The following is a 14,734-nucleotide window of genomic DNA, read 5'->3' on the forward strand; positions in this document are numbered from 1 at the left end:
CTTTTCTCCTAGTGATAACAGTTCGGGCCACGGACATTGCTATGAACTAGGTTCGGCGTGCTCGCCTTGTCTTTGCTTAGTTGCCCTTCTCGATTATTTTTCAGTAGATTGCTGATGAAGGTGTAGTTCGGTTTTGTCAGCATCAGCGCATCGTTACAGGCTTGCTTTAAGCGCGATTCGCCATGCGCTTTGTTCAGATTGAGCAGCTCAAGGCAGGAGCGATACGACTGCTCTGGATGAGGCTTGGAGTTGAGCATCTTATTAACGGCTTCTCGCATAGCTGGGCCGATATTGGCTCCCTTAGTTGAGCAGGCGTCCAAGCGACCACTTCTGATGTTGATGATTACTCGGCATGTGCTCTGGTTGGGTGCTGTTTCCGCGCTCTCTTTGGCTGAGTGGATGCTGGGCGACCAAGTTACCTTGATGGTAGATCTGCACGAGACGGTTGTAGGCTTCCAGTTCGACATGGTGACCTACAAGTTGATGTGGCACGAGTAGTGGTGGCGGCGATATTCGATGTGATAATCAGGCCCGACTTTGGCTCGTTTGGTTTAGGTATACAGGTAACGCTGTATTTTTTTTGGGGGGGGGGGGGGAACGGAGGCTTATCGAGTTTGTCGAACAACGCTTTACGACTTGCACCATACTGTTTCATCTCACGTTGGTTTAAGTCGTTCATAAGCTGACGGATGGCGAGATTCAGTTCCTTGAAGGTATGGAAGGTTTGTGTCGTAGCCGCACCATGATCCAGCGCTCTACTAAGAGTTCGGCATTCTCGGCCTTCGCTTTGCCTTTTGGTTTGCAGGGACGAGCTGGCATTACGGCTGTTTGATAGTGATTCGCCAGTTTCTGATAACTCTCGTTAAGCCTTGGCTCATATTGGTTAGCTTTGGTGACCGCGCTACGCAGATTATCGGGAACCAAGTGTTGTGGTACGCCGCCGAGGTGCTCTAACGCATTGGCGCGCCTCTAACCTGTATGACTTACCTTGGCTTGAGAAGGCTTCAACATAGGTGTAATTGGACGCGCCCAAGGTCGCCACGAACACTTCTGCTTCTCGTACTTCGCCTGTGTCAGGATTGACTACCTGAAGCCGAAGCCCACAGTAATCGATAAACAGCTTGTCACCTGCCACATGGAGCTGACGCATGCTGCGCTTTTGGGTTTTGAACCAACGAGTGAAGTGCTCGCAGAACTGAGTGTAAGCGTAAGCTTGCTCTTGATATTGCTCATGATGTTCCTGCCACAACAACATCTTCGTCATACCTTTACGTCTGAGTTCGACTGCGTATTGAATGGAGTCTGGCATGACTTTATCGCGACTGGCTTTGTTGCCGTGATACAGAGCTTGAGTGAGATCAGCATCGCTACAACTTTCAGGTAGAGGCCAACCAAGTTGGCTTTGTTTAAAGCGAGTAAGGAGTTCCGATATGGTGGAAGGGCCGAGTTTAAGGCAAGAAGCGATGCTGCGATTTGAAAGACTGCAGTCGTACTTAAGGCGTAATACCTCTCTTATTTTGTTCATTGGATTCCTCTTTTTGCCATTGTCGCTTCCTTACTTACTTGTTTAAGAAGTAAAGAATAGCGAGCTATTGTTCTAAAAGAGGAAAGGTAGGAATTCGGGCTTTCCGATCGCGGTTTTCGTTATTCCGATCACCAATTTCGGAGTTAGGTTAAAAGTGATCGGATAATCCCGAAATGACTGATCGGAATGTTCCGAAATATGCAACTTGTGAGCTATTTTCGGATAAAGCGACTGTAAACACGCCCCGTTCTGGGAAATGAGTAATGAACTCTTTTTCTTCTTCAGGTGTGAAAGGCGTATCTAATACAGTGTATAAACCTTCAATAATGATGGGATTGAGGACGTTTGTAATGCCTTCAGCATCACCTAAAGTTACCTGACGTACAATTAAATTCATGCCACTTAGCTCCTATTAAATTTAGGGCTGTTTTGTACATGAGTTGGAGACTTGCGGCAACAAGTAACGTCATTAAGTCGTAAAGAATATACCTATTACACTTAAGCGGCGGTTAATAGTGCTGATTGTTACTTTAGTATTTCTGATATATCACTTTTTAAGTGACGGCTTAACTTCTACAGAATATTTCCACATCACGATCCCGTTTTCTACAAGATCATAACTCGCGCTTTGACCCTCGGAGTTGAGTACAAATACCGGCATTTCCATCCTTGACGTAGCGCCATCTCGGTTGCATGACATGGTAGCTTCAAGCTGTATGCTATTTTTGCTCGGTTCTGAAAGGGTTCCTAAGTACGCGCAGCCGTCGACAAAACTGGTTTTGCTTTTTCCTTTAGAGGATATTTCAAAAGTCGGAAAAATGAATGTTGATTGAGGCTCTGTTACTACCACATTGACTTGATAGTTCGTCGCTGAAAAAGCATTGAAATGAGCTCCAAGCATAAGTAAGAACAAGATTTTTGATTTCATAAACTCTTCTTTATTTCGATATTACTAGTTTGGTTACGGCGCTATTAACGCGACCACTTAATCTAAAACTTTACTGCGTAAGCATTAAAAAGGATACAAAGGTAGAGTAGTTGAATATAGTTAATCGGCCGTAAATAGTTTTATTAAGCGATCTTACATACCTAAAAGAGGTAAGTTCTTTCGCTTTTGATAGGTTAATGCTAATTCTAAACAGCTCTTGATTGAAGCTTCTGGCAAAGGAGCTGATAAAGATAGAATTACTGCTCGATTACCCTGAAACTCAAGTGAGTCACTATACAGTTCGCGGAATGTGTCGACGAGCTTAGTTTGGCAATTAAAGAACAGATAATAACGACTAGGCGTTTTCTGTTTCCAATCCATCCTTACCGGGCTACCTGTTTTCACACTGTAGCTTGGCTCTCCCCATTTTAGAGATTCTTCAACTTCCCCCAGTTTTAATTCAGAAGCGATAGTTAAGACGGTATTTCGTAGCTCTTCTATCCGAATACGCACATGTTTTGGATACTCATCAAATCTTGCCTTCACTGCATGGTTCATTGGTATCTCCTATAAATAGCGCTGTTTTGGGAGGAAGCCCAAGCGTACTTTGGCTATGTAGCAATTACATCATAATGTTATTAATCAATAAATCTAGCACATAGCCAAAATACCAAGCGTAAGGGTTTCCCTCGGTTACGTTTAGGATGCTCTGGGTGAAAACATGATGATTGACATGCCAAGCATAGCGACAGAAACCCCCACTATGTCCCAGAGCGTTGGTCGAACGCCGTCGATACACCAGAACCATAGAATTGCGACAAAAATATAGACACCACCGTAAGCGGCATAAACTCTGCCAGTTGCGGTAGGATGTAAAGATAGAAGCCAAGCAAACATAGCAAGGCATAGCGCTGCTGGTACCAAAAGCCAAACTGACTTATCTTCCTTTAACCAGAGATAAGGTAAGTAGCAGCCTAATATTTCTGCAATGGCGGTTATAAAGAAAAGCCCAATGGTTTTGACTTCAGTCACTTAAACATTCCTATCTTTCTCTACAAATATATGATGCTTGTTAAATGGGCAATTGTTCGGCTCATTACATTTCGCCCAGCTTAATCTTGGATTGAGCCTCACTCACGGTTTGTTTACCGAATAACAGATCCATCATCGAAATGATTCGTTTGTTGTCTTTACCCCATTTATCTGGATTCGCGCTGTTTGGTGCTTTAAATTCAACTTGTCCTACTTTTTCGTTATTTTTGTAGGCTTTGATCTGAGCATCAGCGATAAATGTTCTAAAATCCCAGCTCCAGCGTGATACGTAAGTAAGTGTTAGCTCAGAGCTAACAGGAGGCGTGCCGTCGCTTACGACTGTGCATTTATGGGCGGTATCCAAACACCAGTCTTGCATCGAATCTAAGAAAACATCTCGCGTGGCGTTGTCTTTTACGATGGTGATTTCCTTGCTCTGATTTTCTTTCGAGATTGTTTCTACCGTATACTTTGGTGCCGCACATGCAGCTAATAGAATAGGCAAGCTTAGAATGATGAGTTTTTTGTGCATCTTATGTCTCTTTTTTTTAAATTTATATATTCAAACAACTTCAAGATACTGAGTTCAACGAGAATAACTAACAAGCATGGCAACTGTTATTAACAAAACCTTTAGAGTAGAAGGGTTTGTTTCGGGAGTATGCCAATGTCTCGATGCAAAATAATTAGTAAGAGATTGCTATTGCGTTATGTTAACTCTTGAACTTATGTCCGTATCAATGTCCAGAATTCTTCGCATTGAAGTTTTTGAAGTGCAATTCTAACGGAATTTTAAATTGCTGCATAATGCTCAATTAAGAGGAATAGGGGAGCTTATCGTTAAACATAACGTGTAGTGCTGTAAATTCGTCCCTAAGACTAAGCTAAAAGGGCCTAATGTTTTAAAATAGCTTCTTGTCTATTCTGTTGTGTGAGTTTTCAATGTTGTCTCATACTAGCCACTTAAAAGAGCGCTGTAAGAACTCGTCTGCATTATCAAGGACGATTTCACCGTGAGCCATAACCAATATATTAGGTTTCCAAGACAGCAATTTATTTAAGTGTTTTCGAGCCTCTTGTTTGCTAAACATAAAACTTAGGCGCCAATCCAAAGGCATTTTTCCATTCGGAGCAAGAATACCGGCCCCTTTAGCCACAAACCGTTGCCAGTAGTTAAAGTCCTGGCCAGAAAAATTCTCGACGAGGTCAGTAACAATTAAGGTCTTTGAAAGTCGATGATAAAACACACACTCTTCCATTAATGGAGAGCCAGAAAATAGTTCTTGTTCAACCTCAGAGTTCCAAGCATTACCGCCTTGGTTAAGTGAAGCATGAAAGTGTATATCACGGCACTTCTTAATGACTTCATCTGTGCCATAAACTTCTGCGCTAGGATAGGCAAATACCCATTCAGATAAGAACAAGTGGTGTAAATGATTAGGAGCGATTAAGTATTTCACTTGGCCTAGATTGTTGATTTGCTCTCTAATCGAATTTGATAACTTAATTGGACTATGAACCCAAAGGCCACTATCAGAAAGCCTAACAATAGTCATACGAGTGGTGTATGGGAGTCCTAAGAATTGGACGGGATCTCCGTCAAATATCCATATCTCATGGGCTAACTTTTTCATGTCTCTCCAACCGTTAACATTGTATTAAGGCGGCATTTTAGTTACTCAAAAGCTGCCTTGCTGCACAATAAACGCTTCGCTAAGCGTAAACCAAAAATATTAGGTTTACCAAACCCTTATTGAGTGCAGTTGTATATCTTTGAGTATTTTTATACTGAACGGGCGTAAAGTAGTTTTAAGAGGATCATTTGACTTGATAGAACAAAACCCCGCTATTTTTGAGCAGGGTTTTGCAATTAGATAAAGGGGCTAACCGATGATGAAGAAGAAAATCGCGGTTGCAACAATACCAATCAACGCATAAGGAAACTGTGTGGTTGCGTGTTGCATTGCTGTACAGCCTGAACCTTGTGCAGATAACACGGTTGAGTCACTAAAGAAACAAGAGTGGCTCCCTGCCGCTGATGCTGAAAGCAGCGCTGCAACGGTTAAGTGTAGAGGCACACCAAGCTGTTCGCCCAAAGGTAGAACAATTGGCATCGCTACTGCAAACGTTCCCCAAGACGATGCCGTTGCAAATACCAACGCGCCCGTAATCATAAAGATAATCGCAGGGAAGTAAGACGCTGACAGGTAAGGGCTGACGGTCTCAATGACATACTGCGTGACGCCCAATGAGTCGTTGACCGATTTCAACATGAAACCACCAATAACGGTCGCAAGCGGCAGTAGCATAACTTTAATGCCATCATAAACAGCTTCGAACATGTCGTTCATCGAGATCAGTTTTTGTGCGCCGTAAAAGCTAATAGTAAAGATTAACGCGACGAAAACACCAGCAAGTAGATCGATACCAAAATACCAACTTGCGGCAACAAGTACGATCATTGGTAACAAGAAGTTGACAAGGCCCATGGTTGGGTTGGTATGTGCAGATACATCGGGACCAAAGTCGACATCTGTTGCACCGTCTGGACGAACTTGACCATTCTTCGCACGCTTTTCTGCCTTTTTCATCGCACCTAGATCTGGGATCTTTTCCATTGCAACCAGCAAAACAATCACCAGCGTTACCCAGCCGTAAGCCATGTATGGAATAGCTTCAATGTATGCTTTGATACCATCTCCCGCTTCTGCTACTCCGTTTGCTTCTAGCAACGAACTGAAGAAAATTGCCCAAGTGGAAATCGGTACGAGGATACAGATAGGCGCGGCGGTTGAATCCACAAGATATGAGAGCTTTTCACGCGAGATTTGGTAGCCGTCCGTAACTTTTTTCATTGAGGAAGAAATTGCGATCGCATTCAAATAATCGTCGATAAAGATCAGAATACCTAAAGCAAAGGTCATCAGCATTGATTGCTTACGGCTTTTTACTTTCGTGACTAGCATGTCGGAGAAGCTTAAGATACTGCCGCCTTTCTCCAAAATAGCAATTAGGCCGCCCATCAAACCACAAACGAGGATGATCCAAGCAATAGTTTCATCCATCATTACACTCATGGAAATATCAACAATCTGTTCCACCGCTTCAGTTGGGTTAAGCAGAAGAACACCGGCAATAGCGCCGCTAAAGAGGGCTTCCACAGTTCGGTGTGTTGTCAGCGCAAAGACCAATACCAACGCCGTTGGTAAAAGACTCATCCATCCGTAGGCTTCGCCTTCCTCATGGTTTAAACCGATTGTGGTAAAAAAGACAAACGTCGCAACCGAGATTAAAGAAACAATAATGTGTTGAGAGTTGATTTTAAGAGGCGCATCCAGCGCCTTGGTCTGCGTAGTCATAAAGTTCATTTCCTTTGTTTATGCCGAGTGCAACATCCAGTCGATTTCCAATGGAGTAATCGCTCGCTCAAATTCTGCGAGTTCACTCTGTTTGCAAGCTAGATACAAATCGATAAAGTCTCTTGAGATGTATTGAGCCAGCTCACTGTGCTCCAGTCGCTCTAGAGCTTCTGACATACGCAGAGGTAACTCAATTGCATCACCACTGAGAGTCGGTGGACATTGATCTTTGGTGTAGCTTTCACTCGCTAATACTGCGGAAAGTACTACTGCAGCGAGAATGTAAGGGTTAACGTCAGCGCCTGCTATACGATGCTCTATACGGCGATTTTTGCTATCGCTGATAGGCACACGCAACGCAACACCGCGGTGGTTTTCTCCCCAATCGGCTTTGGTTGGGACGTAAGCGCCAGGAACAAAGCGACGGTAAGAGTTAACGTTAGGGCAGATTAGGGCCATGGCATCGGATGTTTGTGATAGCATCGCTGCCATGGTTTGATAGAAGAAGGCGCTCGCTTGACCGTCTGGCTGGCTAAAGTGGTTGTTACCATCTGTATCAACCAAGCTGAGGTGAATGTGCATGCCATTACCCGCTTGCTCACTAAAAGGTTTCGCCATAAATGTGGCGTCAAATCCGTGCTGATGAGCGACTTGGCGGATCAAGCGTTTTGCGATGATGATTTCATCACATGCTCGAAGTACATCTTTAGAATGGTTGAAGTTGATTTCGAACTGCCCTGGTGCCGATTCAGATAGGGCTCCGGAAGTGTTTAAACCTTGTTCTAATGCAATTCGATTAAGGTCGGCCAAGAAATCAGCGTAGTCATCTAGTCCATCAAGGTCGTAAACCTCGGTATCTTTTTCTCGAGTTTTTTTCGTGGGGTTAATTGCCGTTAATGGTTCGCCATTTTCGCCGCGGGTTTTGTCTATTAAATAGAACTCCAGCTCGAGCGCGACACAAGGATATTGGTCTTTAGCATGCAGTGTTTGCAATATAGAAGCGAGAATGTTTCGGATGAACAGTGGGTTAGGGTGCTGCCCGGTTTCATCCATCATACTAAGCAGTAGCTGACCAACTTGTTCTTTTGCCGTCGGCATTAAGGTGCCGCTGATTGGATAGCAGAGATTATCTGGTTCTCCGAGATCTTCTCCCAACCCGGCTGTTTCAACGACGTTACCTTTGGTATCTAGGGTGATGGTCGAAAGGGGGAGGGCAACACCTTTATTCAGTTTTTCTAGAGCATCTATCGGGATGCGTTTTCCTCTTGGGGTGGCATTTATATCGGTAAAGATGAGATCGATAAATTCAATATCGGGCCATTTTTGTTTAAAATTTTTTACTTCCTGTAGATACGATTCCATTTTCTTCTCCAAATAGCCTGACGAGTAGAAATTAGAAATAACCAAATTAACAAATAAATTACAGTACTCTGAGCGAGTTGTTTGTTTTTTAGGTTATTTTTAATTTAAACATGCACTTACACTGTGTTTTTGATGTTTAACGGCTGGTTTTTATGTCTTTCTGTTAACTATTTTGTAACAGTTGGTTTTGTTTTGTTCAATATAATGAGCATAAATATTCAGTTTTGAAGCCTAAAAAGTGCGTCAGATCACGTTGTGACGATAATAATGGTCATCTGTGTTGATAATTTTGTACATGGTTTGTAGGGTTTGTGTTAAATAAATTGAACACGGGCATATCATGGCAGATACACACAAACCCATCATTGGTGTGGTTAGCTGCGCTAAAGAGTTGGGTGGCTATCAGATACAAGCGGTCAACGACTTTTACCTTCGCGCCATAAAGGATTTTGGAGGACTACCGATTATGTTGGCTCCCGACATGTCGGGCAATGACGTAACCACCATCCTAGACATATGTGATGGTTTTCTTTTTCCTGGCAGCCACTCTAACGTTGCGCCACATCGATACAATGCAACGCACGAAGAGAGCTACAAAGATGAAGCTCGTGATGAGCTCTCATTCACGTTAATTCGTCATGCGGTTGACCAAAACATTCCGTGCCTTGGTATTTGCCGCGGCTTTCAAGAGATGAATGTCGCACTCGGTGGCTCGTTAAACCCAGCCGTTCATGACTCCGGCTTCAATGACCATCGTGAAGCGCCTGTTGAAGATTTCGAACAAAAATACGCGCCAGCACACGCTGTGCTAGTTCAAAAACAGAGCTTATTTGAACAATGGCTGGTGCAAAATCATTGGGAAAACACCACCTTCTTTGAAGTGAACACACTACACAACCAAGGCGTCGATCAGCTTGCTCCTCTATTACAAGTAGAAGCTAAAGCCCCGGATGGCTTGGTAGAAGCATTTAGTCTTCCTAATCAAAAATTTTTCGTTGGCGTGCAGTGGCACCCAGAATGGGAAGCAAAAACCAATCATTTCTCTCAAATTTTGTTCAATGAATTTATGATGGCTACCTCTCGTTAAACGTTTGGAGCTGTATGAATGGACAATCAAGAGATTGGTAAAAATATTGTTCAGTTACGAAAAAAACATGGATTGTCACAAAGGGAACTAGCCGAGCGCGCTGGTATTACCCACAGTGCAATCTCATCCATTGAAAATGGCAAAGTGAGCCCGTCGGTCAGCTCACTACAAAAAATCGTTAATGTATTTTCTTTATCGTTATCAGAGTTTTTCACTTTTGAACAACCTTCGAACGATGAAGTGAAAGTAGTCATCAAGCCGTCAGATCTTGTGGAAATCGGGAGCGAGACGGTGTCCATGAAACTGGTAACGAATGGCGACAAAGATCAAGTCATCGGATTCTTGATCGAGGAATACGCACCTTATGGAACCACTGGTGCGGCAGAAATCAAACACGAAGGCGAAGAGATTGGCACCGTATTAGAGGGTGAAATCACTCTGGAATATAAAGGGCAATCTCATGTCATAACAGCGGGCGAGTCGTACATTATTGATACGACGAAGCCCCATCGATTTACAAATCACACAGACAAGGCTTGTCGAATGATAAGTGCGCATACGCCAACCACATTTTAGTGGGGGCTTGCCTTGTGTGATCACAAGGAGAGCGTATGAAAACCCAAGAGCAATGGATTGAACTAAAAAACAATCTAAACATCGAAAACAGGGCGTACATTAACGGTGAATACAGTGCCGCTTTAACAGGGCAAACCATCCCGGTAGTTAACCCAGCAACAGATGAGATATTCACCGAAATCGCCCGTTGCCAAAATGAAGATGTTGATCTCGCGGTTTCATACGCTCGCCAAGCATTTCAATCCGGTCAGTGGAGCGAGAGCAGCCCAGCTCATCGCAAAGCAGTGCTTAAACAGTTTGCTGACTTGATTGATCAAAACCAAGAAGAATTGGCTCTGCTAGAAACGCTTGATACCGGTAAGCCTATCTCTCACAGCTTCTCTACCGATATTCCTGGCGCGGCGAGTGCATTACGCTGGTACGCAGAAGCAATCGACAAAGTATACGGCGAAGTTGCCCCAACCGAAAAAGATGTACACGCTTTTATTTCTCATCAACCAATTGGTGTGGTTGCTGCGGTTGTACCGTGGAACTTCCCCCTTTGGCTTGCGTGCTGGAAGCTTGGTCCTGCTTTAGCCGCTGGTAACAGCGTGATTCTAAAACCGTCAGAAAAATCTTCTCTCACCGCGATATTTCTAGGTCAACTTGCTTCTCAAGCGGGCTTACCAACAGGCGTTTTCCAAGTCATTACGGGTTTTGGTCATGAAGCTGGCGACGCGCTGGCGAAACACCAAGACGTAGACTGCATCGCCTTCACAGGCTCGACGCGCATTGCAGGTCAACTGATGGTCAGATCGGGTGAGAGCAACCTAAAGCGCGTGTTTGCAGAAGCGGGCGGCAAGAACGCGAACATCGTGTTTGAAGATTGTGATGATTTAGACCGCGTAGCAGCAGAAACCGCCGCAGGGTGTTTCTACAACCAAGGTGAGGTGTGCGTCGCGGCAACCCGCCTGCTTGTTCACGAAAGCATCAAAGAGCAGTTTATAGAAAAAGTTATTCAAGCGTCGAAAGCGTTCACGCCAAAAGACCCAATGGACCCAAGTTCATCAATGGGTGCGCTCATCGACCAAGATCATAAATCAAAAGTATTGGAATACATCTCGTTAGGTGAATCAGAAGGTGCAAACGTACGTTGTGGCGGCGATGTCGATGGGCAGGGCGCATTTGTTTCCCCAACCATTTTAGACAACGTCGACAACAAGATGCGTGTCGCCCAAGAGGAAATTTTTGGTCCGGTGCTGTGTGTCATTCCATTCAAAGACGAAGCGCAAGCAATTGAGATCGCTAACGATTCGAAGTACGGCTTAGGTGCTGCACTTTGGAGTAGCAATATCAACCGCGTTCATCGCGTAGCAAAACGACTGCAAGCCGGCTCGGTTTGGGTCAACAACTATAACGAAGGTGACATGACGGTTCCATTTGGTGGATTCAAAATGAGCGGAAACGGTCGAGACAAGTCTCTCCACGCGATTGAAAAATTCACCGAAACCAAAACCACTTGGATTCGCCTCCATCCTTAAGCCTGCTGACGATTACGATAAATAAAGGAATAGTTCTATGAACAAGCATACGGATTCGTTCTACGCGCACTCTGTGCCAAACATGCCGGAATACCCACAGTTGCAAAACGACATCGAGTGCGATGTGTGTGTAGTCGGTGCGGGATTTTCTGGTCTTTCTTCTGCACTACACCTTGCAGAAAAAGGTTTTAAAGTCGTTGTGCTAGAAAGCGCAAAAGTGGGCTTTGGAGCAACTGGTCGTAACGGTGGCCAAATCGTTAACAGCTACAGCCGAGATGTTGACGTGATTGAAAGCCGTTACGACCAAAACCAAGCCAAAGCTCTGTGCGATATGATTTTTGAAGGCGGCGATATCATCCGTGGCCTGATCGACAAATACGACATCAACTGTGATTACAAGCAAGGCGGCTTGTTCACGGCACTGAACAGTAAACAACTCAAAGGGCTAGAAGAACATAAGAAGAACTGGGAGCGTTACGGCAACGACCAACTGACTCTGCTTGACGCAGGAGAGGTAGAACAAGCGGTAGGTACGAAAGTGTACACTGGCGGTTTGCTGGATATGCGCGGTGGTCACATTCATCCGCTAAAACTGGCATTAGGTGAAGCCGCTGCGTTTACGTCTCTAGGTGGTCAAATCTTTGAGCAGTCGGCGGTCGTGTCGATTGACAAAGGGATTAACCCAGTAGTGAAAACGGCGAAAGGCAGCGTGAAGAGCAAGTACGTGGTACTGGCAGGTAACGCCTACCTTGGTGGTTTGGCACCTAACATCAGCAACAAAGCGATTCCGTGTGGCACACAAGTGGTGGCGACTCAGCCTTTGAGTGATGAGCAGCTAAAACAAGTGCTGACCAGTGACTACTGCGTTGAAGACTGTAACTACTTGCTTGACTACTTCCGCTTAACCGCCGACAAGCGTTTGTTGTTCGGAGGTGGCGTGGTTTACGGCGCACGTGACCCAGAAAACATTGAAGCATTGATTCGTCCGAAGATGGAGAAAGTCTTCCCACAATTGAAAGGCATCAAGATTGATTACACTTGGACAGGTAACTTCTTGCTGACTTACTCACGCATGCCGCAATTTGGCTCGTTTGCAGACAACATTTACTACCTACAAGGCTACAGCGGTCACGGTGTAACGTGTACTCACCTAGCAGGTAAGTTGCTGGCCGAAGCTCTGACCGGACACGCTGAACGTTTCGACGCGTTTGCTGCACTGAAACATTACTCCTTCCCGGGTGGCCGCCACTTCCAAATTCCGTTTACGGCAATGGGCGCGGCTTACTACAACCTACGTGACAAACTGGCGATTTAAGAGATAAGGAATATCCAATGAGCAAAGTGGTGAAATTTGCAGCCCTTCAACTGACGAAAAGCTGGGATCTGGAAGATAACCTAGCCAAAGCAAAAAAGGCGATTCGTGAAGCAGCACAAAACGGTGCGAACGTGATTCTTCCGCAAGAGCTGTTCGCTGCGCCTTACTTCTGCAAAAAACAGGAAGCAAAGTATTTCGAGCTTGCAGAAGAAACGGAGAATTGTCGTCTTATTAAAGAGATGAGTGCGTTGGCTAAAGAGCTCGGCGTCGTTATTCCAGTCAGTTACTTTGAAAAAGCGGGCAACACGTTTTTTAACTCGCTAGTGATGATTGATGCCGATGGTACGGTACTAGATAACTACCGCAAGTCACACATTCCTGATGGCCCGGGCTACAGCGAAAAGTACTATTTTAGCCCTGGCGATACCGGTTTCAAAGTGTGGCAAACCAAGTTCGGTAAGTTCGGTGCTGGCATTTGTTGGGACCAATGGTTCCCAGAGCTTGCGCGCAGCTTGGCTCTGCACGGCGCGGAAGCGATTTTTTACCCAACTGCAATCGGTTCTGAGCCTCAAGATCCGACACTGGATTCACGTGATCACTGGCAACGTACAATGCAAGGTCACTCGGCAGCAAACCTCGTTCCAGTCATCGCGTCAAACCGAGTGGGCACTGAGGTCGATGATGGTATCGAGACCACGTTCTACGGCTCTTCTTTTATCACTGACCACACTGGTGCAAAAATTGCCGAAGCACCACGTGAAGGTGAAACCATCATTTACGCAGAAATCGACCTTGCTGCGACAGCGAAAGCGCGTCACGCATGGGGCTTGTTCCGCGACCGTCGTCCAGACCTTTACACCAGCGTTGGCAAACTAGCCGTTTAAAGAGGTATTAAAATGAAGTTATCGACAACACCAGCGCAAGATGGCTTCTATTTTCCGGCTGAGTTTCAGCCGGTTAGTGAAGTTTGGCTAGCGTGGCCAGAAAGGAAAGACAACTGGCGTGATGACGCATTACCCGCGCAAGAAACCTTTGCCAGAATCGCGAACTTAATCGCGGATGTGACCAATGTGTGCGTGGCGGTGTGCTCGCACAACTTTGACCGAGCGCGTCAAATGCTTCACTCAGATGTACGTTTGGTGGAAATCCCATTTAACGATGCGTGGATGCGAGACATCGGGCCGACCGTGCTTGTTAACCGAGCGGGCGAGCGCCGTGGGATTAGTTGGCAATTCAACGCGTGGGGCGGCGAATACAACGGGCTTTACGACAACTGGAAGCAGGACGACCTTGTCGCTGGCTCGGTGTGCGACATCATCGGTATTGATCATTACCGCGCTCCGTTTGTACTTGAAGGTGGGGCGATTCACACCGATGGTGAAGGCACGCTTTACACCACAGAAGAGTGCTTACTCAGCCCAGGACGTAATCCGCAGTTGAGCAAAGCGCAAATCGAAGAGCAGTTAAAGGCGTACCTCGGTATCGAAAAAGTCATTTGGTTGCCAAATGGTTTATTCAATGACGAAACAGACGGCCATATCGACAACCTGATGCACGTGATCGCACCGGGTAAAGTGGTACTAAGTTGGACCGATGACCCAAGCGATCCGCAATACGCGTTATCTCGTCAAGCGGAACAAGTACTGAAATCGCAGCAAGATGCGAAAGGACGCGAGATTGAAATTGTCCGTTTGCCATTACCGGGTCCGTTGCATTACAGCGAGCGCGAAGCCAATGGCATTGACGCCAGTTCAGGAATGAGTCGACAAGCTGGCGAACGCCTAAGTGCCTCTTATGCCAACTTTCTTATCGTCAACGGACATGTGTTCTTACCGATGTTGGACGAAGAAACCGATGCTATGGCGATCGATATTTTGCAAAACGCGATGCCGGAATACCAAATCATCGCGATACCGTCGAGAGAGGTTCTACTCGGCGGAGGGAACATTCACTGCATTACGCAGCAGATCCCTGCTTAAACATAAACTCGCCGCTGGCTTAGCGGCGATGATGAGTTGTCAAAAGGAATG

13 protein-coding genes and 2 pseudogenes are annotated in these 14,734 nt (G+C 45.5%); 6 read left to right on the top strand and 9 right to left on the bottom strand.

What is annotated here, in order from left to right:
• Positions 1-8: 8 nt before the first annotated feature.
• The 9 genes and pseudogenes from istA to R8N46_RS09385 all read right to left on the bottom strand — a co-directional run bounded on the left by istA (position 9) and on the right by R8N46_RS09385 (position 8,206).
• A pseudogene (gene istA / locus R8N46_RS09345) lies at positions 9-1,525 on the bottom strand (IS21 family transposase).
• Positions 1,526-1,718: 193 nt separating this feature from the next.
• Positions 1,719-1,922 (bottom strand): annotated as a pseudogene (locus R8N46_RS09350) (histone acetyltransferase); the annotation flags it as partial.
• 150 nt (positions 1,923-2,072) lie between these two features.
• Positions 2,073-2,453, bottom strand: coding sequence for a hypothetical protein (locus R8N46_RS09355; RefSeq protein WP_025766737.1), 381 nt, complete (start codon positions 2,451-2,453; stop codon positions 2,073-2,075).
• 153 nt (positions 2,454-2,606) lie between these two features.
• Positions 2,607-3,011, bottom strand: a complete 405-nt coding sequence (locus tag R8N46_RS09360) for a DUF1801 domain-containing protein (RefSeq protein ID WP_213972312.1) — start codon at positions 3,009-3,011, stop codon at positions 2,607-2,609.
• Positions 3,012-3,152: 141 nt separating this feature from the next.
• The gene (locus R8N46_RS09365) at positions 3,153-3,485 is read right to left on the bottom strand and encodes a YnfA family protein (RefSeq protein ID WP_213972313.1); all 333 of its coding nucleotides are present in this window, start codon (positions 3,483-3,485) and stop codon (positions 3,153-3,155) included.
• Positions 3,486-3,549: 64 nt separating this feature from the next.
• Positions 3,550-4,017, bottom strand: a complete 468-nt coding sequence (locus R8N46_RS09370) for an Sbal_3080 family lipoprotein (RefSeq protein WP_005385757.1) — start codon at positions 4,015-4,017, stop codon at positions 3,550-3,552.
• A 418-nt stretch (positions 4,018-4,435) separates the two neighbouring features.
• Entirely contained in the window at positions 4,436-5,119 is a 684-nt protein-coding gene (locus tag R8N46_RS09375) for a DUF4336 domain-containing protein (protein ID WP_213972314.1), read from the bottom strand.
• A gap of 249 nt (positions 5,120-5,368) precedes the next feature.
• Positions 5,369-6,844, bottom strand: a complete 1,476-nt coding sequence (locus R8N46_RS09380) for a Na+/H+ antiporter NhaC family protein (RefSeq protein ID WP_005377816.1) — start codon at positions 6,842-6,844, stop codon at positions 5,369-5,371.
• Between the two features lie 18 nt (positions 6,845-6,862).
• On the bottom strand, positions 6,863-8,206 hold the full coding sequence (locus R8N46_RS09385) for a glutamine synthetase family protein (protein ID WP_213972315.1): 1,344 nt from the start codon (positions 8,204-8,206) through the stop codon (positions 6,863-6,865).
• A gap of 340 nt (positions 8,207-8,546) precedes the next feature.
• Between R8N46_RS09385 and R8N46_RS09390 the strand changes: the two genes are divergently transcribed.
• Genes R8N46_RS09390 through aguA form a run of 6 tightly spaced genes read left to right on the top strand, consistent with a single transcriptional unit; the run spans position 8,547 to position 14,683 of the window.
• The gene (locus R8N46_RS09390; protein ID WP_169628436.1) at positions 8,547-9,293 is read left to right on the top strand and encodes a gamma-glutamyl-gamma-aminobutyrate hydrolase family protein; all 747 of its coding nucleotides are present in this window, start codon (positions 8,547-8,549) and stop codon (positions 9,291-9,293) included.
• Between the two features lie 18 nt (positions 9,294-9,311).
• Positions 9,312-9,869, top strand: coding sequence for an HTH-type transcriptional regulator PuuR (gene puuR / locus R8N46_RS09395; protein WP_005377813.1), 558 nt, complete (start codon positions 9,312-9,314; stop codon positions 9,867-9,869).
• Between the two features lie 35 nt (positions 9,870-9,904).
• Positions 9,905-11,389 carry an aldehyde dehydrogenase gene (locus R8N46_RS09400; protein WP_086046701.1) on the top strand — a complete coding sequence of 495 codons (1,485 nt, stop codon included), beginning with the start codon at positions 9,905-9,907 and terminating at the stop codon, positions 11,387-11,389.
• A 37-nt stretch (positions 11,390-11,426) separates the two neighbouring features.
• Complete coding sequence (locus tag R8N46_RS09405; RefSeq protein ID WP_005377810.1) at positions 11,427-12,704, top strand: NAD(P)/FAD-dependent oxidoreductase; 1,278 nt, start codon at positions 11,427-11,429, stop codon at positions 12,702-12,704.
• Positions 12,705-12,721: 17 nt separating this feature from the next.
• Positions 12,722-13,588 carry an N-carbamoylputrescine amidase gene (aguB, locus tag R8N46_RS09410; RefSeq protein WP_140100406.1) on the top strand — a complete coding sequence of 289 codons (867 nt, stop codon included), beginning with the start codon at positions 12,722-12,724 and terminating at the stop codon, positions 13,586-13,588.
• 12 nt (positions 13,589-13,600) lie between these two features.
• Positions 13,601-14,683 (top strand): agmatine deiminase, encoded by a 1,083-nt coding sequence (gene aguA / locus R8N46_RS09415; protein ID WP_213972316.1) that lies wholly within the window; start codon positions 13,601-13,603, stop codon positions 14,681-14,683.
• Positions 14,684-14,734: the final 51 nt, after the last annotated feature.

The sequence above is a fragment of the Vibrio sp. 1874 genome, from assembly GCF_033344395.1.
In the GTDB taxonomy this organism is placed as follows: Bacteria; Pseudomonadota; Gammaproteobacteria; order Enterobacterales; family Vibrionaceae; genus Vibrio; species Vibrio alginolyticus.

What these genes read in the sequence shown, in the direction of transcription:
- R8N46_RS09355 (WP_025766737.1), bottom strand. Translation starts at nt 2,453, where the DNA reads ATGAAATCAAAAATCTTGTTCTTACTTATGCTTGGAGCTCATTTCAAT.
- R8N46_RS09360 (WP_213972312.1), bottom strand. Translation starts at nt 3,011, where the DNA reads ATGAACCATGCAGTGAAGGCAAGATTTGATGAGTATCCAAAACATGTG.
- R8N46_RS09370 (WP_005385757.1), bottom strand. Translation starts at nt 4,017, where the DNA reads ATGCACAAAAAACTCATCATTCTAAGCTTGCCTATTCTATTAGCTGCA.
- R8N46_RS09375 (WP_213972314.1), bottom strand. Translation starts at nt 5,119, where the DNA reads ATGAAAAAGTTAGCCCATGAGATATGGATATTTGACGGAGATCCCGTC.
- R8N46_RS09380 (WP_005377816.1), bottom strand. Translation starts at nt 6,844, where the DNA reads ATGACTACGCAGACCAAGGCGCTGGATGCGCCTCTTAAAATCAACTCT.
- R8N46_RS09385 (WP_213972315.1), bottom strand. Translation starts at nt 8,206, where the DNA reads ATGGAATCGTATCTACAGGAAGTAAAAAATTTTAAACAAAAATGGCCC.
- R8N46_RS09390 (WP_169628436.1), top strand. Translation starts at nt 8,547, where the DNA reads ATGGCAGATACACACAAACCCATCATTGGTGTGGTTAGCTGCGCTAAA.
- puuR (WP_005377813.1), top strand. Translation starts at nt 9,312, where the DNA reads ATGGACAATCAAGAGATTGGTAAAAATATTGTTCAGTTACGAAAAAAA.
- R8N46_RS09400 (WP_086046701.1), top strand. Translation starts at nt 9,905, where the DNA reads ATGAAAACCCAAGAGCAATGGATTGAACTAAAAAACAATCTAAACATC.
- R8N46_RS09405 (WP_005377810.1), top strand. Translation starts at nt 11,427, where the DNA reads ATGAACAAGCATACGGATTCGTTCTACGCGCACTCTGTGCCAAACATG.
- aguB (WP_140100406.1), top strand. Translation starts at nt 12,722, where the DNA reads ATGAGCAAAGTGGTGAAATTTGCAGCCCTTCAACTGACGAAAAGCTGG.
- aguA (WP_213972316.1), top strand. Translation starts at nt 13,601, where the DNA reads ATGAAGTTATCGACAACACCAGCGCAAGATGGCTTCTATTTTCCGGCT.